This is a genomic window from Streptomyces wedmorensis (assembly GCF_000716445.1).
Taxonomy (GTDB): Bacteria; Actinomycetota; Actinomycetes; order Streptomycetales; family Streptomycetaceae; genus Streptomyces; species Streptomyces wedmorensis.
In genome coordinates this window covers 57,820-78,545 of record NZ_JNWK01000017.1, presented here as the reverse complement: position 1 = coordinate 78,545, position 20,726 = coordinate 57,820, and the positions used below count along the sequence as shown (strand labels likewise).

General features: G+C 71.8%; 14 protein-coding genes, 1 pseudogene and 1 riboswitch. Of the genes and pseudogenes, 8 read left to right on the top strand and 7 right to left on the bottom strand.

Features of this window, described 5'->3' with window-relative positions; all coding sequences use genetic code 11:
- Nucleotides 1-107: 107 nt before the first annotated feature.
- The 3 genes from OO54_RS15865 to OO54_RS15855 form a co-directional block, all read right to left on the bottom strand.
- Entirely contained in the window at nucleotides 108-1,466 is a 1,359-nt protein-coding gene (locus OO54_RS15865; RefSeq protein ID WP_078905214.1) for an alpha,alpha-trehalose-phosphate synthase (UDP-forming), read from the bottom strand.
- A gap of 191 nt (nucleotides 1,467-1,657) precedes the next feature.
- Complete coding sequence (locus OO54_RS15860) at nucleotides 1,658-3,490, bottom strand: DUF7927 domain-containing protein (RefSeq protein ID WP_033203661.1); 1,833 nt, start codon at nucleotides 3,488-3,490, stop codon at nucleotides 1,658-1,660.
- Nucleotides 3,491-3,599: 109 nt separating this feature from the next.
- Nucleotides 3,600-4,568 (bottom strand): glucosyl-3-phosphoglycerate synthase, encoded by a 969-nt coding sequence (locus tag OO54_RS15855; protein ID WP_033203659.1) that lies wholly within the window; start codon nucleotides 4,566-4,568, stop codon nucleotides 3,600-3,602.
- Between the two features lie 148 nt (nucleotides 4,569-4,716).
- A riboswitch (SAM riboswitch) is annotated at nucleotides 4,717-4,861 on the top strand.
- On the opposite strand from OO54_RS15855, the gene thrC reads away from it, so the two are divergent.
- The 5 genes from thrC (at nucleotide 4,855) to OO54_RS15830 (ending at nucleotide 9,647) form a co-directional block, all read left to right on the top strand.
- A complete protein-coding gene (gene thrC, locus OO54_RS15850; protein WP_078905213.1) occupies nucleotides 4,855-6,162 on the top strand; it encodes a threonine synthase in 1,308 nt (435 codons plus the stop codon). Its footprint overlaps the riboswitch before it by 7 nt.
- Nucleotides 6,163-6,203: 41 nt before the next feature.
- Nucleotides 6,204-6,482, top strand: a complete 279-nt coding sequence (locus tag OO54_RS15845; RefSeq protein ID WP_015035244.1) for a MoaD/ThiS family protein — start codon at nucleotides 6,204-6,206, stop codon at nucleotides 6,480-6,482.
- A 395-nt stretch (nucleotides 6,483-6,877) separates the two neighbouring features.
- The gene (locus tag OO54_RS15840) at nucleotides 6,878-7,081 is read left to right on the top strand and encodes a cold-shock protein (protein WP_015035246.1); all 204 of its coding nucleotides are present in this window, start codon (nucleotides 6,878-6,880) and stop codon (nucleotides 7,079-7,081) included.
- Between the two features lie 319 nt (nucleotides 7,082-7,400).
- A complete protein-coding gene (gene groL / locus OO54_RS15835; RefSeq protein ID WP_017238234.1) occupies nucleotides 7,401-9,029 on the top strand; it encodes a chaperonin GroEL in 1,629 nt (542 codons plus the stop codon).
- A 147-nt stretch (nucleotides 9,030-9,176) separates the two neighbouring features.
- Complete coding sequence (locus OO54_RS15830; RefSeq protein WP_017238233.1) at nucleotides 9,177-9,647, top strand: SRPBCC domain-containing protein; 471 nt, start codon at nucleotides 9,177-9,179, stop codon at nucleotides 9,645-9,647.
- A gap of 16 nt (nucleotides 9,648-9,663) precedes the next feature.
- On the opposite strand, the gene OO54_RS15825 is transcribed toward OO54_RS15830, so the two are convergent.
- A complete protein-coding gene (locus tag OO54_RS15825; RefSeq protein WP_033203657.1) occupies nucleotides 9,664-10,620 on the bottom strand; it encodes a helix-turn-helix domain-containing protein in 957 nt (318 codons plus the stop codon).
- Nucleotides 10,621-10,630: 10 nt separating this feature from the next.
- Nucleotides 10,631-11,368, bottom strand: a complete 738-nt coding sequence (locus OO54_RS15820; RefSeq protein WP_033203651.1) for an SAM-dependent methyltransferase — start codon at nucleotides 11,366-11,368, stop codon at nucleotides 10,631-10,633.
- Between the two features lie 254 nt (nucleotides 11,369-11,622).
- Between OO54_RS15820 and OO54_RS15815 the strand changes: the two genes are divergently transcribed.
- A complete protein-coding gene (locus tag OO54_RS15815; RefSeq protein ID WP_063738289.1) occupies nucleotides 11,623-13,074 on the top strand; it encodes an FG-GAP-like repeat-containing protein in 1,452 nt (483 codons plus the stop codon).
- Nucleotides 13,075-13,460: 386 nt separating this feature from the next.
- On the top strand, nucleotides 13,461-14,744 hold the full coding sequence (locus OO54_RS15810; RefSeq protein WP_033203650.1) for a KamA family radical SAM protein: 1,284 nt from the start codon (nucleotides 13,461-13,463) through the stop codon (nucleotides 14,742-14,744).
- A 23-nt stretch (nucleotides 14,745-14,767) separates the two neighbouring features.
- On the opposite strand, the pseudogene OO54_RS41555 reads toward OO54_RS15810, so the two are convergent.
- Nucleotides 14,768-15,710 (bottom strand): annotated as a pseudogene (locus OO54_RS41555) (aldo/keto reductase).
- A gap of 166 nt (nucleotides 15,711-15,876) precedes the next feature.
- On the opposite strand from OO54_RS41555, the gene OO54_RS15800 reads away from it, so the two are divergent.
- Complete coding sequence (locus tag OO54_RS15800) at nucleotides 15,877-17,373, top strand: alpha/beta hydrolase (protein WP_033203846.1); 1,497 nt, start codon at nucleotides 15,877-15,879, stop codon at nucleotides 17,371-17,373.
- 74 nt (nucleotides 17,374-17,447) lie between these two features.
- Here OO54_RS15800 and OO54_RS15795 read toward each other — a convergent pair whose 3' ends face one another.
- On the bottom strand, nucleotides 17,448-20,651 hold the full coding sequence (locus OO54_RS15795; RefSeq protein ID WP_033203649.1) for an FG-GAP-like repeat-containing protein: 3,204 nt from the start codon (nucleotides 20,649-20,651) through the stop codon (nucleotides 17,448-17,450).
- Nucleotides 20,652-20,726 lie beyond the last annotated feature (75 nt).

Here is a 20,726-nt window from a genome sequence, read left to right as displayed (position 1 = left end):
CTCAGGGGAGAGGTCGTACCGATTATCGGAGGAGAAGATTCACCGCCCCCGCGAGAACGTCACCGCCGGCCTCCGGGACCCCGGTCGTCGGCGGCACGCCGGGAGCGTCAACTCCTGAGCGCCTCCAGCTGGTTCAGGAACCAGCGCTGGGGAGGGAGGGCGGTGGCGGTGGCGGCGAGGCGCTTGGTGCGGTCGGCGCGGTCGGCGGGCGGCATGGAGAGGGCGGTGTGGAGGGCCTCGGCGGTCTGGGAGACGTCGAAGGGGTTGACGGTGAGGGCGTCGTCCTTGAGCTCGTCGTACGCGCCGGCGCCGGTCGACAGGACGAGCGCGCAGCCGGATTCGGAGACGACCGGTATCTCCTTGGCGACGAGGTTCATGCCGTCGCGGACGGGGTTGACGAGGGCCACGTCGGCGAGCCGGTAGGCGGCGAGGGAGCGCGGGAAGTCGTCCTGGACGGAGACGAGGACCGGCTGCCAGCCGGGGGTGCCGAACTCGGCGTTGATCTCCTCGGCGAGGTCGGAGACGGCGGTGGTGTAGGCGCGGTAGACGGCGAGGTCCTGGCGGGAGGGGTAGGCCGAGGCGAGGTGGACGACGCGGTCGTGCCATTCCGGGCGGGTGGTGAGGAGCTCGCGGTAGGCGAGGAGGCCGCGCAGGATGTTCTTGGAGAGTTCGGTGCGGTCGACGCGGACGATGGTCCTGCGGTCGCCCACCTCGTCACGGAGCAGGGCCAGCTTCTCGTCGACCTCCGGGCGGTGGGCGAGGGCGCGGAGCTCGTCGGCGTCGACGCCGAGCGGGTACACCTCGACCCGTGAGCGGCCGGGGCCGGCGGGGGCCGCGCACTCGGTGAACGCCGACGCCCACGCCCGGGTGTGGAAGCCCAGCTGGTCCGCGCCGAGCATGCCCGCCAGGAGTTCCTCGCGGATGTCGTCCGGGAGCATCCGCAGGTAGGCGGGGGAGGCCCAGGGGGTGTGGGTGAAGTGGGCGATGCGGAGGTCGGGGCGGAGGGCCCGCAGCTGCCCGGGGACGAGGGCGAGGTGGTAGTCCTGGACGAGGACCGCCGCGCCGTGGTCGGCCTCGGCGGCCAGGGCCTCGGCGAAGGCGCGGTTGTAGGCGCGGTACGACTCCCACCGGCGACGGAACCCGGCGTCGAAGACGGGTTCGCTGGGGACGTCGTAGAGGTGGTGGTGGAGGAACCAGAGCACCGAGTTCGCGATGCCGTTGTACGCGTCGGCGTACACCTCGGGGGCGATCTCCAGCATGCGGACGCCGGGCTCGCCGATCCCGCGCCGGACGGCCTCGCGGTCGCCCTCGCCGAGCGCCGCGCACACCCACAGGCTCTCCTGGGCGGACACGGCGCTCAGGCCCGAGACCAGGCCGCCGCCGCCCCGGCGGGCGTCGAGTGAGCCGTCGTCGCCGAGGACGTACGAGACCGGGCCCCGGTTGGATGCCACGAGCACAGTAGCCATGTGGCGAACCTAGCCCGTCCCGTAAACGCTCAAACGTACGTATACGAGACAGGCCGATTCGGCCACGGGGAGTCACCGCAGGTCAGTGGCGTGGGCAGGGGTGTTCTCGCCTGTCGGACGGCCGGTGTGGCGGTCGGTGTGGCGGCCCGGTGCGGACGGTGGTGCGACCGGCCGCACCGGCGGCCGCCCCATCAGTCGCGGCGGCCGCGCATCGCCGCCTTCGCGACCAGGCCGGTCGCCGCGAGGGCCACGGCGAGGGCGCCGAGCAGCCAGAGGCGTTCGCCGTCGCCGCCGGTCTCCGCCATGGAGCCGGCGGAGCCGGCCTGCGGGCCGTGGGCCGGGGGAGCGGGGGAGGAGGGCGGGGCCGGGACCGTCGTGGACGGGCCGGGGGCGGACGGCTCGTCGGACTCGACCGGCGGCTGCGGCGCCGTCGGGCCCGGCGAGGGGGCCGTCGGGTCCGGCGAGGGCTCCGTCGGCTTCGGGGACGCGGTCGGCTTCGGGAGGTCGAGGACCGGGGTCACGGCGCAGGCCGGGTCCTCGCTGCCGTCCCCGCAGTTGGAGCGGGGGGTCTCGACCTCGACCGCGTTGCGCAGCCTGCCGTCGCCGGTGGGCGGGTTCTTGATCTTCACCGAGTAGGTGACGGTCGCCGTCCGGCCGGCCGGGATGGTCCCCGCGTACCCGATCCTGGGCTTCTCGTACGAGACCGTGCCGAGGTCCGTGCGGACGTCGCCGTTGTAGTCGGCGTCGTCGAGGTTGCCCGTGAGGTCGTCGCCGAACCTGGCGTTCGGGTAGTCCAGCGGGCTGACGTTCTTGGCGGTGATCGTGTACGTGAGGGTGTCGCCGGGCTTGACCTTGGCGGGGCTCGCCGTCTTGGTGATCTCCAGGTCGGGGACCGGTACGGAGAAGGCGAGGCCGGACGGCACGTAGGTGTCGCCGCTGGTGGAGAAGGTCAGGTCGGCCGAGGTCGCGCCGGGCGGGACGGCGCCCGCGGGGACGTCGAAGGCCTTGGCGTCGATGCTGAGGTTGTTGGCCGACTTGGGGGAGACGGCGCCGTCGTCCTCGCTGATGAAGAAGTTGTCGGTGTTGCCGGTGTGCGCCTCGGTGACGTTCTTGCCGTCGACGCGGAACTTGTCGCCCGGGGTGTTCCAGTCGCCCTCGTACGCGGTGACGCTCGCCCGCACCTTGCCGGGGCCGCGGTGGAAGCCGTCGACGGTGACGGTGGTGGCGGGCGAGGTGGAGCGCTGGAGGACGTGGCCGCCGTAGACGTACACGTTCCGGCGCTCGGGGGCGTGGACCGGGTCGGGGGCGGGGAACCGGTGGACGACGGTGAGGGACCAGCCGGCGACGCAGCCCTTGCCCTCCGGCGCCCAGAGGTTGCCGACCGAGATCCGCGCGTCCGTGCCCGAGGTGCCCGCGAAGGCGGCGGTGACGTCCGACTCGCCCGTGTAGTAGTGCGGGCCGCTGGTGTCGGCGGGGTCCACGACCATGCTGTCGATCGAGACCGGCGTGGCGGCCCCCGCGCCGACCTTGATCACGGGGGCGGTCGTCGCCGGGTCGCCGGGCGAGGGGACGACGTCCGTGCCGGAGATGTCGCAGCGCTTGAGCCGCGCGCCGCTCGGGCCCTTGTACGTGCCGTCGTTGCCGCCCCAGAACAGCCGGGCGTACGCGACCTCCGCGCCGGCCGGGACGACGACGTGGCCGGTGCTGGAGCCGTGGGCGGGCGCGGGGCCGGGCGCCAGGCCGGCCGCGTCGACGCGCCGCATCACGAAGGTGTTGTTGTTGTCGGCGCCCTGACCGCTCGTCGCCGTCGCGCAGCGGGCGGCCAGGTCGGCGGGGGCGGTGGGGCAGCCCATGACCGTGTTGCCGAGGGTGGTGAAGTCGCCGTACAGCGACTCGTCGTACCGCTTGCCGAAGGGCTCGACCACGTCCGCGGCGGCCGGACCGGCCGCCGCGGACGCGAGCGAACCCGCCGTGAGACCGATGGCCGCCAGCACTCTGCCCAGGTGATGTCGTCTGAAGCGCATAAAAGGGCAATGTAGGCAAAACCGATCATCGTGCGGCGTTACGCCACGCGGTCGGATCTTCCGGCGGCGCGCGTACTCCCCGGCCGCCGTGCCGTGGCGCCCCTGGACCTCAGGCCACCCGGCGCCGCGCGTACTCCGCGATCTCGGTCATCGGGGGGCGTTCCTCCGTGTCCACCGCGTGCGTGCGCGGCTCGAAGCCCTTCTCGCCCCGCTCGAACTGGGTCAGCCGGGGCCGCACGAGATGGCCCCGGGAGAGCCGGAGCTGCGCGGTCCGGTAGATCGCGGCCGCCATCCGGCCGAGCGCCTGCCCGTCCTGGTGCCGGTGCTTGCGCACGCCGACGTCCACCTGGGCGAGGGCGTCGAGGCCCACCGTGTGCAGCGCGTCGACCAGCAGCCCCAGTTCCACTCCGTAACCGACGGGGAACGGGAGGCGTTCGAGCAGGGAGCGGCGCGCCGCGTACTCGCCGCCGAGGGGCTGGACGAAGCCGGCCAGCTGAGGCCAGTGGAGGTTGAGGAGCGGGCGCGCCACGAGCTCCGTGACCCGGCCCCCCTGGCCAGGGGTCTTGCCGGAGGCGAGCCCATCGAGTTCGGTGCCGAACGGGCGGTCGTACATCGCCTTCACGAAGTCCACGTCCGGATCGGTGAGCAGGGGCCCCACGATGCCGGTGACGAAGTCCGCGGAGAAGTCCCGCAGGTCCGCGTCGATGAAGCACACGACGTCCCCGCTCGTCACCATCAGTGACCGCCACAGGACCTCGCCCTTGCCGGGGACGGCGGGTATCCGGGGCAGGATCGCGTCGCGCGCGACCACCCGCGCCCCGGCCGCCGCCGCGACCTCCGCCGTGCGGTCCGTGGAGCCCGAGTCGATCACCACGAGCTCGTCGACCAGCGGCACCGCCTCCGACATCAGCTCGCGTCGGATCACGGAGACGATGTCCCCGACCGTCGCCTCCTCGTTCAGCGCGGGCAGCACGACGCTGACCCTCGTGTTGCGCTTGGCGGCGAGGATTCGCTCCAGCGGCCGGTCCGCCACGGACCAGGACCGCCGGTCCAGCCAGCGCTCCACCTCTTCCAGCACGTGATCTCCATCTCGCGTTACGGACGGCCCGTCCAAGCATCCGGGCCTTCGGTTACAGTCTTGAACAACGCGGATCCCCGGTGCACGTCGGGGTGCCGACCGCGTCGGAGTGCAGGAACGAAGTCCAGCGCACTTCACAATCGAATACCGCTCATCCAGAGGGGCAGAGGGAAACGGCCCGTTGAAGCCCCGGCAACCCTCCAGTCGGTTACTCGTCCTCCAGCGAGGTCCCCGGCTAGGGAAGGTGCCAAATCCGTCTCATGGCGAAAAATTCGTCATGGGAAAGATGAGGAGAAAGGGCCTCGCCTCCATGGCTGTACAGACCGCCGCTTCCACCACCGTCGACCTCGGTCCCGCGTCCGGGCTTTCCTGTCGCGAATGTGGTGAAGTCTTCCCGCTCGGTCCGATCTTCGCCTGCGAACTCTGTTTCGGACCTCTCGAAGTCGCGTACGACCTTCCCACCGGCGACCCCGAGGCGCTGCGCAAGCGGATCGAGGCCGGCCCCGCCAACATCTGGCGCTACGCCCCGCTGCTGCCCGTCCCGGCCGACGTCGCCGAGAAGCCGAACCTGAACCCGGGCTGGACCAAGCTCGTCCAGGCCGACAACCTCGCCCGCGAGCTCGGTGTCGCCCCCGGCAAGCTGTTCGTCAAGGACGACTCCGGCAACCCGACCCACTCCTTCAAGGACCGGGTCGTCGCGCAGGCCCTCGAAGCCGCCCGCGCCTTCGGCTTCACCACCCTGTCCTGCTCGTCCACCGGCAACCTGGCCGGCGCCGTCGGCGCCGCCGCCGCCCGCGCCGGCTTCCGCTCCTGCGTCTTCATCCCGCACGACCTGGAGCAGGGCAAGGTCGTCATGGCCGGTGTCTACGGCGGTGACCTGGTCGCCATCGAGGGCAACTACGACGACGTCAACCGCTTCTGCTCGGAGCTCATCGGCGACCCGCTCGGCGAGGGCTGGGGCTTCGTGAACGTCAACCTCCGCCCGTACTACGGCGAGGGCTCCAAGACGCTCGCGTACGAGATCTGCGAGCAGCTCGGCTGGGTCATCCCCGACCAGCTCGTCATCCCGATCGCCTCCGGCTCCCAGCTCACGAAGATCGACAAGGGTCTCCAGGAGCTCATCAAGCTGGGCCTCGTCGAGGACAAGCCGTACAAGATCTTCGGTGCCCAGGCCGAGGGCTGCTCCCCGGTCTCCGCCGCCTTCAAGGCCGGCCACGACGTCGTCCGCCCGCAGAAGCCGAACACGATCGCCAAGTCGCTCGCCATCGGCAACCCGGCCGACGGCCCGTACGTCCTCGACATCGCCCGCCGCACCGGCGGTGCCGTGGAGGACGTGAACGACGAGCAGGTCGTGGACGCGATCAAGCTGCTCGCGCAGACCGAGGGCATCTTCGCCGAGACCGCGGGCGGTGTGACCGTCGGTGTGACGAAGAAGCTCGTCGAGGCGGGGCTGATCGACCCGAACCTCACTACTGTCGTCCTCAACACCGGCGACGGCCTCAAGACCCTGGACGCGGTGGCCGACACCTCCGGTGCGACCGTCACCATCCGCCCGAGCCTGGACGCGTTCCGCGACGCCGGCCTGGCGCTCTGACACCGCACGCTTCCCCCGGTCCTCCGAAAGGTTACGCAGACATGGCCGTGAACGTCCGCATCCCCACCATCCTCCGCACCTACACGGGTGGTCGGTCCGAGGTCCAGGCCGAGGGCGCGACCCTCGCCGAGGTCATCGCCGACCTGGAGAAGAACCACACGGGCATCGCCGCCCGCGTCCTGGACGACCAGGGCAAGCTGCGCCGCTTCGTCAACGTCTACGTGAACGACGACGACGTGCGCTTCGAGCAGGGTCTGGAGACGGCCACCCCGGCCGGCGCAGGCGTCTCGATCATCCCGGCCGTCGCCGGCGGCTGCTGACGCCTATCGCGTCCCGTCTTTCTCGAATTGCCCCTTCCGCGCCTATAAGCGGAAGGGGCAATTCTGCATGGTTGAGCGGGGTAGAGTTGGGGAAGTCCCCTCCGCTGCTCATGCCGGACGCATATGAGAAAGCGTCCCCGCGCGACAAGAAGTAGCCAAAGTGCCCGTGCGTTGTGCGCGTTCTGCGCCTTTTGCCGGGCCCGACTTGCCCCGTCATCCAGGGGATTCTCCCCAATTCCCCTTTCCGTCGTGCCGAGATTTCTCGCTCGAATGACCTGTTGCAGAGGGCAGTTGGGCAGATACATTCAGCGGCGGTCGACGCGTTCCGGCGCAGGGTCTGACCCGGGTCCGCGAAGTGCGGTCCCGCGCAAGGGCCAGTAATAGGGGAGTTAGGCATGGCTCAGGGCACCGTCAAGTGGTTCAACGCGGAGAAGGGCTACGGCTTCATCGCGGTCGACGGTGGTGCGGATGTTTTCGTCCACTACAGCGCGATCCAGATGGATGGCTACCGCAGCCTCGAAGAGGGACAGCGAGTCGAGTTCGAGATCTCGCAGGGCCAGAAGGGTCCGCAGGCGGACATGGTCAAGCTCGCCGTCTGAGCGCGGCGCGATCGGCCACCGACGCAACGCCGTCGAGGGGTCCGCATCCCTGAGGGGATGCGGACCCCTCGCGCGTTCCCGCACGCCCCCGTGCGCCCCACGCGCCACGTCCCGATCGCCGAGAGTCGCTTGCACTCTCCTATGCCGAGTGCTAATCATTGGCGTTAGCACTCGGAAGGTGAGAGTGCTTACGAGGATCGGGCAGACGAGGTCCGCGGCCAGGTGGGGCAAGGAACCACAGGGCACGCAGGCCGTCCGTCGCGGGCGTCGGCGCGGTCCTGGAGCGTTATCCACCCCATGTCCGGGAGGACCACTTCACATGGCCAAGATCATCGCGTTCGACGAGGAGGCCCGGCGCGGTCTCGAGCGCGGCATGAACCAGCTCGCTGACGCCGTCAAGGTCACCCTCGGCCCCAAGGGCCGCAACGTCGTCCTCGAGAAGAAGTGGGGCGCCCCCACGATCACCAACGATGGTGTCTCCATCGCCAAGGAGATCGAACTCGAGGACCCGTACGAGAAGATCGGCGCCGAGCTGGTCAAGGAAGTCGCCAAGAAGACGGACGACGTCGCCGGCGACGGTACGACCACCGCCACCGTCCTCGCCCAGGCGCTCGTCCGCGAGGGTCTGCGCAACGTGGCCGCCGGTGCCAACCCGATGGCCCTCAAGCGCGGTATCGAGAAGGCCGTCGAGGCCGTCTCCGGCGCCCTGCTCGAGCAGGCGAAGGATGTCGAGACCAAGGAGCAGATCGCTTCCACGGCCTCCATCTCCGCCGCCGACACCCAGATCGGCGAGCTCATCGCCGAGGCGATGGACAAGGTCGGCAAGGAAGGCGTCATCACCGTCGAGGAGTCCCAGACCTTCGGTCTGGAGCTGGAGCTCACCGAGGGCATGCGCTTCGACAAGGGCTACATCTCGGCGTACTTCGCCACCGACATGGAGCGCATGGAGTCGTCCCTCGACGACCCGTACCTCCTCATCGTCAACTCCAAGATCTCCTCGGTGAAGGACCTGCTCCCGCTCCTGGAGAAGGTCATGCAGTCGGGCAAGCCGCTGCTGATCATCGCCGAGGACGTCGAGGGCGAGGCCCTGTCGACCCTGGTCGTCAACAAGATCCGCGGCACCTTCAAGTCCGTCGCGGTCAAGGCCCCGGGCTTCGGCGACCGTCGCAAGGCCATGCTGAACGACATCGCCATCCTCACCGGCGGCACGGTCATCTCCGAGGAGGTCGGCCTCAAGCTGGAGAACGCGGGCCTCGACCTGCTGGGCCGCGCCCGCAAGGTCGTCATCACCAAGGACGAGACCACCATCGTCGACGGTGCCGGTGACAGCGAGCAGGTCGCCGGTCGCGTGAACCAGATCCGCGCCGAGATCGAGAACTCCGACTCGGACTACGACCGCGAGAAGCTCCAGGAGCGCCTCGCGAAGCTGGCCGGCGGCGTGGCCGTCATCAAGGCCGGTGCCGCGACCGAGGTCGAGCTCAAGGAGCGCAAGCACCGCATCGAGGACGCCGTTCGCAACGCGAAGGCGGCCGTCGAGGAGGGCATCGTCGCCGGCGGTGGCGTCGCCCTGCTCCAGGCGTCGAGCGTCTTCGAGAAGCTCGAGGCGGACCTGTCGGGCGACGAGGCCACCGGTGCCAACATCGTCAAGCTGGCGCTCGAGGCCCCGCTGAAGCAGATCGCCGTCAACGCCGGCCTCGAGGGTGGCGTCGTCGCGGAGAAGGTCCGCAACCTGCCCGTCGGCCACGGCCTGAACGCCGCGACCAACGAGTACGTCGACCTCATCGCCGAGGGCATCATCGACCCGGCGAAGGTCACGCGCTCCGCGCTGCAGAACGCCGCGTCGATCGCCGCGCTGTTCCTCACCACCGAGGCCGTCATCGCCGACAAGCCGGAGAAGGCGTCCGCGCCGGCCGGCGGCGGCATGCCGGGCGGTGACATGGACTTCTGATCCTCCGGGATCGGCGGTTCATCGCTGAACGCGACCGAGGGCGGCACCCCCACCAGGGGGTGCCGCCCTCGGGCGTTCGGCGGATGCTGGAAGGGGCGGTCACGGTGGAGGGCCGCCGCGCGGGGCCGTACGGAAGGGGTCGCGACCATGGTCACCCTGCTGACGACACCGGCCGATCGCGAGCTGGTCATCACGCGTACCTTCGACGCCCCGCCGGCGCGGGTCTGGGAGGCCTGGACGGTCCCCGAGCACGTGCGGGAGTGGTACGGGGCGGCCGTCCTGACGACGACGGTCGTGGACATCGACCTGCGGCCCGGCGGCGCCTGGCGGTGGGGGCAGACCGCGCCGGACGGGCAGGAGATCGTCTTCTCCGGCACGTACGAGGACGTCGTCCCGGTCGAGCGGCTGGACTACACGGAGGTCTTCGAGCAGATGCCGGACGCCGAGCCGGTCCGGGTGAACCTCGCCTTCGACGCGACCCCCGACGGCGGTACGGCTCTGACCAGCACGTCCTTCTGGCCGTCGAACGACATCAGGGACCAGGCGCTGGAAGCGGGCATGGAGGCGGGGGTGCGGGAGCAGTACGACCGGCTCGCCGAGTACCTGGCGTCGATGTGAGCCCCGCCGCCCGGGTTCAGGCGGCCGCGCGGTGGCTGCGGAAGGTGCGGCGGTAGACGTCCGGGGGGACGCCGAGGGCGTTGTGGAAGTGGCGGCGGAGGGTGGCCGCGGTGCCCATCCCGGTGCGGGAGGCGATGAGTTCCACGCTGTCGTCGGTGGTCTCCAGGAGTGCCTGGGCCCGGTGGATGCGCTGGGTGTGCAGCCAGCGCAGCGGGGTGGTGCCCGTGGTCGCGGTGAAGCGGCGGGTCAGGTTGCGGGTGCTCATGTTCACCCGGCGGGCCAGGTCGGGGACGGTCAGCGGCTCGTGCAGCCGGGCGCTCGCCCAGTCGAGGAGGTCGGCGAACGCGTGGCCCGTGTCGGCGACGGTCGGCGCGGCGACGTACTGGGCCTGACCGCCCGCGCGGCGGGCCGGCACCAGCAGCCGGCGGGCCAGCTCGGCCGCGACGGCGGCGCCGTGGTCGGCGGTGACGAGGTGCAGGCACAGGTCCATGCCGGCGGCCTTCCCGGCCGAGGTCAGCACGTTCCCGTCCTCGACGTAGAGGATGTCCGGGTCGACCTCGACCCGGGGGTAGCGGGCCGCGAGGTCGTCGGTGTGCGCCCAGTGCGTGGTGGCGCGGCGGCCGTCGAGGACCCCGGCCGCCGCCAGGACGAACGCCCCGGTGCACAGGGAGACGAGCCGGGCGCCCCGGTCGTGCGCCGCGCGTACGGCGGCGAGGAGTTCGGCCGGCGGCCCGGCGTCGACGTCCGTGCAGGCCGGGACGATGACGGTGTCCGCCCCCGCCAGGACGTCGAGCCCGTGCGGGGTGTCGATGCGGAGCCAGCCGCTGTTGAGCCGGTCCGCGCCCGGCGGGGCGCAGACCGTGAACTCGTACCATCCGTCGGTGATTTCGCGATCCACGCCGAACACCTCGCAGGCCGCAGCGGCCTCGAACAGCATGGCTCCGTCGTAGACCGCGAGGGCCACAGATGTCATGCCGGTGAGTCTACGCAGGGCGCCGGAAGAGGCCAGTCCAGAGGAACGACTCGCCGAACAGCGGGGATTCGGCCGGCTCGTCGTTCATCCGGCGCAGCTCGACCTCGGTCAGGTCGGCGAAGACCGCGCGCAGCGAGTCGTCCGTGTACGCGAGGCCGCCCTCCAGCTTCCCGCGCCGGTAGAACTCGGCGTCCGGCAGTTCCGAGCCCATCCCGCCCTCTCCCGCCGCGAACGTCGTCAGCGCGAAGTGGCCGCCGGGCGCCAGGACCCGGTCCAGGAAGGCGAGATAGCCGACGCGGCGGTGCGGCGGCAGGTGGTGGAAGCAGCCGGAGTCGTACACGAGGTCGTACGGCCCTTCGAGCGCGGCCGTGAACACGTCCTCGCACCGGAACCGGACGCTGTCCTCGACCCCGGCCTCGCGGGCGCGTTCCTCCGCCCACGCGACGGCCGTCGGGGACAGGTCCACCGCGTCCACCTCGTAGCCGAGGGACGCGAGGTACAGCGCGTTCCTGCCCGGGCCGCACCCGAGGTCCAGCGCCTTGCCGCCGGCCGGCAGCAGCCCCCGCTCGACGTGCCCCACCAGACTCTCGTCCGGCTTCTCGACGAAGAACGGCACCGCCTTCCCCCGGTCCTCGTAGAACCCGTCCCACCACTCCGCCCCGCCCTCCGTCCAGCGGTCCGCCGCGGGTGCGAACAGCCCGTCGAGCAGGGTCATGACGTCATCGATCGTGCGGATGTTCCGGTCCATGTGGATCTCCCCTCCGAGTCCCTCAAGGATAGAGGTGGAAATGGTAAAAGCCCAGGTCAGGTGGGGTGTATGGAGGTGCTGCGCGGGCCCTGGGGGGCGTCTCGTCCGCCGGGCGGGGCCACCCGGCGAGGCCGGTGTCCCGGGCCCTCGGGGGCGGCCTCCAGGGCCGGGGAGGGGCCTTTCCGGGGCGGGCGGGGGTGGGTTTCCCGACGGGATCGGGGGTGGCCTCGGGTGGCTTCCGTGCGGGGTCGGGGGTGGCCTCGGGTGGGGCTGAGGGCGGCCTCCGCGCCGGCTTCCGTGGGGGCGGTGGCCTGTACGACCGGTCCACCAAGCGCTTCCTTCGCCTCGGCTCGGAGCAGGTGCTGCTCGGCGACGGCTACCTCGTCTCCCGCTCGGACAGCACCGGCCTGACCCTGGTCGACCTGCACGACGGCCTTCCGACCAGCGGGAACGTGGCCGACCTGCCGCAGCGGGTCGTGGCCACCGCGGCCGACCTCGGCGACGGCACCGTCCGCCGCTCCGGCTGGACCGTCGACCGCTTCGGCGGGCACGTCGCCTACACCGGCGTCGACCGCCGGGTGCGGGTCGTCCCGTCCGGTGTGCCGGCCTCGGCGATCACGGCCGTCGACGCCGACGTGCCGACGTCCGTCGACGTCAAGTCGACTGTTTGGAAGCCGCGTTGGTGGACGTCCAAGCCCGCCGCCTCCTGGTCCCTGGCGCTCCGGCACAAGGCGACCGGCAAGGTGGTCCGGACCCTGACCGGCGGTGAGGCGCGCGGCCTCGTCGCCGCCGCGTGGGACGGAAAGGACACGGCGGGGGCGCCCGCCCCGAACGGCGCCTACACGTGGACGCTGACCGCGAAGGCCGCGGACGGTGTCGGTGCGGACCTGTCGGTGTCCGGAGCGCTCTCCGTGTCCGGTGGCACCGCCGTCGCCGTGTACCGCGACCTCGCCGGGGACGACGGCATCGGTGATCTGCTGGTGATGGACACGACGGGCCTGGTGTCGATGTACCGGGGGACCGGTACGGGCGCGCTGTCGGCGCGGATCGCGGGGACGGGGGCGAAGTTCCCGACGACGTCGGTGTTCGTGCCGACGGGCGACCTGAACGGCGACCGGTGCGTCGACGTCTACGCCCGGGTGGGCGACCAGCTGCGGGCGTACCGCCCCGGCTGCGGGAAGGTGGTCTCGGCGTCGTCGCCGTACACGGTGGTGGGTTCGGGATGGGGCGCGTACGACGTCCTGACGTCCCCGGGTGACGTGAACGGTGACGGGTACGTCGACCTGATCGCACGGCAGGCGTCCACCGGCGACGTGTACTTCTACGCGGGCACGGCCGGCCACGGGATGAAGCCCCGGGTGCGGATCGCCGCCGACTGGAAGCTGTACAAGAAGCTGGTCGGCGCCGGCGACCTCAACGGCGACGGGCGGGGCGACCTCCTCGGCATCGACGCGGCCGGCGTGCTGTGGCGGTACTACGGCACGGCGACCGGCGGTCTGTCGCCGCGGGTGAAGCTCGGCACGGGCTGGGGCGCCTACACCTCCCTGGTCGGCGTCGGCGACCTGTCGGGCGACGGCCGCGCGGACCTGGTGGCGCGGGACTCCGCCGGGAAGCTGTGGCGGTACGCGGGCGCGGGGAACGGGCTGTACGGCGGGCGGGTGCTGATCGGCACCGGCGGCTGGAACGGCTTCAAGGGTCTCTTCTGACACGTGCGCACTCCGAGGGCCCGGCCGTCACGGCCGGGCCCTCGGGCGTTCGCGGCATGCGCCCCGCGGGGCCACGGAGGAAAGGCGTCAATCTGGAGGACGCCCCGCCTTCGTGCTCCGGCCGGATGTGGCCGGGTGTGAAGGGGACGTAACCGTACGGACCGGTCGTCCCCGGCGTGCGGAGGTGTCCGGCACTGTCCGGCTCTGTCCGGTAGGTGACGGAAGGGATTGGCCGGACTGGCGGGTTGTCCGGGGAACCGGGGGCCGCTAGCGGTATTGGCGGTTCCGGCCGTGCTGCCCATCATCGTGCGGGGTGCGACGGACCGCGGGCCCCGGGGGGAGGGAGCAGCCGTGCGGATGACGGACGTTCTGGTGGTGGGCGACAGGTGACGTCGTTCACGGGGCAGCGCCTGGCGGGGCTCATCGCCGAGCGGACCGGACAGCCGTCCCTCGGGCATGACGCGGCGGTCGTCGGGCGCGTGCTGCCGTTCAAGGTGAGCGCGCACGTGGCCGACGAGCTCGTCGACTGGTCGAGGGCGCCCGACGATCCGCTGTACCGGCTGGTGATGCCGCACCGGGACATGCTGGCGCCCGCGGACTTCGCCGCGGTGGAGGCGGCGCTGCGGAGCGGGGACAGGGTGCGGCTGCGGCTGGTCGTCGACGGGCTGAGGGAACGGCTCAACCCGCATCCCGGCGGTCAGCTGCACCTGAACGTGCCGGAGGGCGGGTGGGGGCTCCAGCACAAGTACCCGGAGACGCTGCTCGTCTTTCCCCGGCAGGGGCAGACCTGCCACGGATACTGCGCTTACTGCTTCCGCTGGCCGCAGTTCACCGGGGACCCGGCCCGCAGGCAGGCCGTGGACGGGCCCGGCGCGATGACCGGGCATCTGGCGCGCCATCCGGAGGTCACCGACGTCCTGCTCACCGGCGGCGACCCGCTCGTCATGCGGACCGAGCTGCTCGACGCGTACGTCGCACCGCTCCTGGACCTGCCGCAGGTCCGCACCGTCCGCATCGGGACCAAGGCGGTGTCGTTCCAGCCCGAACGCTTCCTCACCGCCCCCGACGCCGACGACCTGCTCCGCCTCTTCGAGCGCGTCGTCGCCTCCGGCCGGCACCTCGCCCTGATGCTGCACGTCTCCCACCCGCGGGAACTCCATCCCGAGCCGGCCCGCCGCGCCCTGCGCCGGCTCCGTGGGACCGGCGCGGTCCTGCGCACCCAGGCGCCCGTCGTCCGGCACGTCAACGACGACGCCGGGGTCTGGGCGGCCATGTGGCAGGAGCAGGTCGAACTGGGCCTCGTGCCGTACTACATGTTCGTGGAGCGCGACACGGGCCCGCGCCGCTACTTCGGGCTGCCGCTCGCCCGCGCCCTGGCCGTCCACGCCGACGCGACCCGCCGGGTCTCGGGCCTCGCGCGCACCGCGCGCGGCCCGGTCATGTCCACCGAGCTCGGCAAGCTCGTCCTCGACGGCATCGCCCACCTCCCCGAAGGCCCCGCGTTCACCCTCCGCGCCCTCCAGGCCCGCGACCCCGCCCTCGTCGGGACCCTCGCCCACGCCCGCCTCGACCCGGCGGCCCAGTGGTGGGACGAACTCGTCCCGTACGGGCCCCGGGACCAGGCCCTCATCCCCGGCAAGCCGCTGACCCTGGAGGGTGTGGTGGGCTGACGCGCGGGGCCCCGGGCGGGGTCTCAGCCGAGGCCGGCCTTCGGCCCCTGGACGGTGGGGGCCTGGTGGGCGCGGTGCAGGCGGGTCAGGTCCTCGGGGGTGAGGCGGAGGGCGCCGGCGGCGACGTTGGCGGCGAGGTGGGCGGGGTCGCCGGTGCCGGGGATGGCGAGGAGGTGGGGGCCCTGGTGGAGGGTCCAGGCGATGCGGACCTGGGCGGGGCTCGCACCGTGGGACTCGGCGACGGCGAGGACGTCGGCGTGTTCCGCCGCGGTGGCTCCCGTCTCACGGCCGGCGGCGGCTATCGCGTAGAAGGGGACGAACGCGACCCCCTGCTCGCCGCAGTGCCGGACGAACTCCTCGTACTCGGGGCGGACCCCGATCCCGTACATGTTCTGCACGCAGACGACCGGGGCGATCGCCCGCGCCTCGGCGAGCTGGTCCGGCGTGACGTTGGACAGGCCGAGGTGGCGGATGAGGCCCGCCCGGCGCAGTTCGGCGAGGGCGCCGAAGCGTTCGGCGATCGAATCGGTGCCGACGATACGGAGGTTGACGACGTCGAGCCGGTCCCGGCCGAGCTGCCGCAGGTTCTCCTCGACCTGCGCGCGCAGTGCCGCGGGCGTGCGGGCGTGGTCGCTCCAGGCGCCGGCGGCGTCGCGGGCGGGGCCGACCTTGGTGGCGATGACGAGGTCGTCGGGGTACGGCCCCCCCGAGGGCGCTGTTGATCAGTTCGTTCGCGGAGCGCAGCGGGGAGAAGTAGAAGGCCGCCGTGTCGATGTGGTTCACGCCGAGGGCGACGGCCTTGCGCAGGACGGCGATCGCCCGGTCGCGGTCCATCGGGACGGCGTTCTCTACGAGCGCCTCGCCGCGCTGCGGCAGCCGCATGGCGCCGAAGCCGATCCGGTTGACGGGAAGGTCGCCGCCGAGGAGCCAGGTTCCGGAGGCGGTCGCGCGTGGTGCGGTTTCCATGGAAGGTCCACCTTGCGGTTCGAGGGAAACGATCATTGTGCGGAAAGGGCGGGGCCACCGCACCGGAGTTTCACGAAGTCGACTGTGAAAGTGGGGGGTTGACCCCACCTCCGACCCGCCTGTCTGCCGGATGGGAGCCGCCGGCGCGGTCCGCGAGGCTGTGCGCATGACGACGAACCGTGGACGCAAGGCCCTGATGCTCGCCCTCTCCGTCACCGCCGTGGCCGGTGTCGCCCTCGCCGGGGGCGGGGTCACGCCCGCCGTCGCGGCGAGCGGGCTCGAATGGGGGGACTGCGCCCCGGCGGTGAAGCCGCTGCCCGGACAGCAGTGCGCGATGCTCTCCGTACCCCTGGACTACGCCCGCCCCGACGGCGAGCAGATCCGGCTCGCCGTGGCGCGGTTGCGCAGCGACCGGCCGGAAGCCCGGCGCGGGACGCTGATGGTGATTCCCGGCGGCCCGGGGAGTTCCGGGGTGCAGCGGCTCGGGCAGAAGGGGGCGGCCCTGGCGAAGGAGATGGGCGGGGCGTACGACCTGGTGGCCTTCGACCCGCGGGGCGTCGGAGGCTCGGCGAAGGCCCGGTGCGGGTTCGCCGAGGACGACCGGCGGCTGGTGACCATGCGGTCCTGGCCCGCGGCGGACGGCGGCATCGGCGAGAACGTGGACCGGTCGCGCCGGATGGCGGAGGCGTGCGAGCGCAACGGCGGCGCGATGCTGCGCGGCCTGACGACCGCCAACCAGGCGCGGGACCTGGACCGGCTGCGGCAGGCGCTCGGCGAGCGGAAGCTGTCGGCGTGGAGCGTGTCGTACGGGACGTACGTGGCCGCGGTGTACGCGCAGAAGTTCCCCGGCCGCACCGACCGCTGGGTCCTCGACAGCAGCGCCGACCCCGACCCGAAGCGCGTCGCCCAGGGCTGGCTGGCCGACATGGCCCGGGGCGCCGAGGACCGCTTCCCCGACTTCGCCGCCTGGGCCTCGGACCCGGCACGGCCGAAGGAACTCCGCCTCGCCGAACACTCGCAGGACGTAAGGCCGTTGTTCCTCGACCTCGCCGCCCGGCTCGACCGGGCGCCGCGCCCGTCGACGACCGCCGGTGTCCCGCTGACCGGCACGGTCCTGCGTCAGGCCCTCCAGCAGGCGCTGTACTCCGACACCGCCTTCGAGCCCTTCGCCCGCCTGATGTCCCAGGCCCTCGACCCGGCGGGCGTGCCCGTCCTGCCGCCGGAGCTGACCGGGCCGATGCCCGACGAGGCGGCGACGGTGAGCGTCGGCGTGATCTGCAACGACGTGGACTGGCCCCGTTCCGTCCCCGCGTACGAGCGGGCCGTCGCCGCGGACCGGGTCCGCCACCCGCTGACGGCCGGGATGCCCTCCAACGTCACCCCGTGCGCCTTCTGGAAGGGCGGCGCGGTGGAGAAGCCGACCCGCATCACCGACCGCGGCCCGTCCAACGTCCTCATGATCCAGAGTCTTCGCGACCCCGCCACCCCCCACTCGTCCGGACTGAGGATGCGCGAGGCCTTCGGCGACCGCGCCCGCCTCGTCTCCGTCGACAAGGGCGGCCACGCCGTCTACCTCGGCAGCGGCAACGCCTGCGGCGACCGTGCGGTGACCCGCTTCCTGACGGAGGGGGTGCGGCCGGCGGAGGACGTGCTCTGCCGCTGAGTTCTCCGCGGGCGGATACGGGGAAGGGCCCGGCCGACTGGTGTCGGCCGGGCCCTTCCCCGTACTGCCTTCGGCTACGTGAAGGCCCTGACGCTCCTCCAGTCGATGGAGAGCACCGTCTTCAACGCCGCCCTGGTGTTGGCCGTCGTCGGGTAGTAGAGCTTCATGTTGCCGGTCGCCCCGTCCCGGGTCCACAGGTCCGGGACGCCGTTGCTGTCGCCGTCCAGGGCCCTGCTCACGTCGGGGATGCCGATGACGGCCGAGACGTTCGTCTGCGTCCAGCCCGTGCCGTACGAGACGTCGCCCTGCCGCGAGGCGGCGGACGTCATCAGGGAGGCGAGGCTGACGCTGCCGGCGACGCTGCCCGGCTTGCCGTGGCGGATGTACATGACGCCGGTGTTCACGTCCCGGAACAGCAGGTCGGGAGTGTTGTCCAGGTCGATGTCGGCGAGGTTGACGACGTCGCGGCTGGTCCAGGTCTCGCCGGTCATCTGGGTGGCCGTCTGGAACTGGGCTCCCGTGTAGCCGGAGAGGACCCAGAAGTTCGCACCCGCGCGGACGAAGACGTCGGGCAGCTTGTCGCCGGTGATGTCGCCGACCGCCTTCATCTGCGTCCAGGTCGACGGCGCCGGGGCGTTCGACGGCAGCTGGACGGAGATCCGGTCCTCGACGTTGAACGTGCCGTAGCCGTCGCCGGGGTAGATCCAGAAGGTGCCGTCCGGCGCGACGGAGAACAGGTCGGTGTAGCCGTCGCCCGGGTAGGTGTCGGCGTACTTGCTGATCAGCGCGGTCTTGCCGGTGCCGGCGTCGTACCAGTAGCCGGGCGGCGGTTCCTCGGCCCTGAGGATGTTCGGGTCTTCGGCGTCGGGCTTGAGGACGTAGGAGCCGCGCATGCCGCTGTACAGGTCGCCGCCCTCGATGCCGGACAGGGACTGGAGGCTGCCGGCGGAGTTGATGATCAGGAGGTCGACGAAGTCGTCGCCGCCGACGTCACCCGGGCCGTCCGCCTTGTCGCGGGGCCGGACGTAGAAGGCGTAGTCCGTGCGGCCGCTGACGTTGCCCACCGCGTCGAGCGAGAAGACCTGCATTCCGTTCGGGCCGGCGTGCGGGGGCCTCAGGTTGTTCACCGTCGCGACGCCGTTGACCGCGGTGACGTCGGTGCTACCGACGCCCTCGAAGTTGTAGCGGAACTTCGCGGCTCCGACGGAGCTGAACTTGATCGTGCCGGTGCCGCCGAACTTCACCTCGGACCAGGTCTGGCCGTCGGGAGTGATCTCGGGGAAGTCGTTGCTCTCGACGTCGGGCGCGGGGGGCGCGGTGGTGTCGATGGTGAGGCGGCAGGGCTGGTCGCCCAGGGGGAACCAGCTGGACTGGCCCGGCGGTGTGAACGTGTCCTCGGCCTGCACCACCCAGGTGTAGGTGGCGCCGTTCGTCAGACCGTTGACGTTCACGGTGGCGGTGCCGGCGGAGTTGGGGGTCCCCACGTAGTCGACCGCGGTGCCGCCGACCTTCGTGACGCGGAAGCGGAGCAGCTTCAGGTTGAGGTCGTCGTCCTTCGCGTTGGCCGTGAGGGTGATGTTGGTCGACGCGATGGTCTTGGTGCCCGGGGCGATCACGCACGCTCCGCCGGGCGTGCTGTAGCCGCCGGTGGGTTCCTTGGGCTTGCGGTTGTAGTCCGCCTGGAACTCGGCGGACGAGGCCTGGAACTTGCGCCAGGTGTGGGCGTCGCCCTCGCTCGTGGCGCGCAGACCGAAGGTGATGTTTCCCCAGTTGTTGGTGGCGGCCTTCTGCGCGGCGGCCTTCACGTTCTCGTAGTCGAACATCTCGTACGCGTCGCCGCAGTTCAAGACCTTCGGGTCGTAGCCGTGGGCGAAGCTCTTGTTCTGCAGCCACGTGGCCCAGCTCGGCTGCGCGTTCCACGTGGTGCCGGTGGAGATCCCGCCGGTCAGGTAGAGCTGGAACTCGCGTGCGCTGCACGACCACGAGTGGTTGTTGAGCACCTTGAACGAGGCGTCGTAGACCGTGGCGCCCGTGATGGTCTTGAAGTCCATCTGCCAGAACGAGCGGGCCAGACCACCGGTGTCGGTCTCGTAGCCCACGCGGGCGTCCGAGGTGCCGGAGCTGAAGTTGGTGCCGTCGTAGAAGCTGCTGTTCGGGTACGGCCGGTAGGCGGTCGTCCAGTGCTCCCTGGGGGTCTTCATCGTCGGGTCGACGAAGACGGGGAAGCGGACGTCCTTGTCGGTGAACAGCCCTGTGGCGGCCGCGCCCAGCTCCAGGCGCGCGTCGCCGGTGCCCTCGCCCCGCAACGCGACGGGTACGGGGGCGTGCTTGGCACCGGGCTCGATGCCGCTCAGGCCGGAGAGCTTCAGGACGTCGGCGGAGGTGGCCGTCGAGGTACGGGGTGTGGCCTCGGGGCCGGGGAGCTCGGGGTCGCGGCCGCTGGAGTCCCAGGCGAACGGGGTGGGGATCGAGCCGACGTCCTTGCCGGCCTTGTCCAGGATCCGTACGCGGCTGCCCTTGTCCTCGTACCGGAAGACGGCCGTGTCCGAACGCAGGCCGTACGTCACGGTCTTGAGCGCCTGCTGCTGCGCTGCCTCGCGGGTCTTGACGATGAGCAGCTGGGCGAAGCCACCCTCCTCGCGGGCGAGCACGAGCAGGTCGACGCCGGGCAGGACCTCGGGGTAGAGGGCGCGGGGGCCGTCGAGGACCGGCTCGGGCAGGGTGCCGGGCCAGGTGTACGCGACGGTGTGGCCTTCGACGTCCATCTCGGCCAGCACGGTGTCGCCGGGGCGCGTGGCCCGGGCGAAGGACCGGTCGGCGCGGGACGCGTCGGCGCTGCCGCTGGAGAACCGCACGGGAAGGGCGGCGTTCACCGGCCGGATGCCGAGCCCGCGGGGCGCGTCCTTCGTCCGGACCAGCTTGTTGTCGATGGGCGCCCACTGGCCCTTGGCGTTCTTCGCGCGCTTGGGGAGGGCGCTGATCCGGGTGCGCATCAGCCCGTTCGGCAGGGCCCAGGTCAGTTCGGTGGCCGTGGTCGCCGTCTCGACGAGCACGGGCTTTCCGGTCCGACGGGCCTGCTCCACCGCGGCCTCCGTGTCGCGCGGACCGGTGGAGGCCTGCTTCGCGTCGACCGGGCGGGCGGGCTGCGCTGTTGGTGGGCCGTCAGGTTGCCACCAGGGCAGCAGGGCGGCGGTGAGGGCGGCCAGTACGAGGCCGAGGGTGCAGGCCAGCCTGGTGCGCGTGCGCACGAAGGGGCTGAGCAGGCGGGGCGCGGTCACGGCGGTCTACTCCCGTGGGGACCAAGCGGAATGGGGGACAGCACAGACAGCCCCGGACGGCGGACCGCGGGGCAC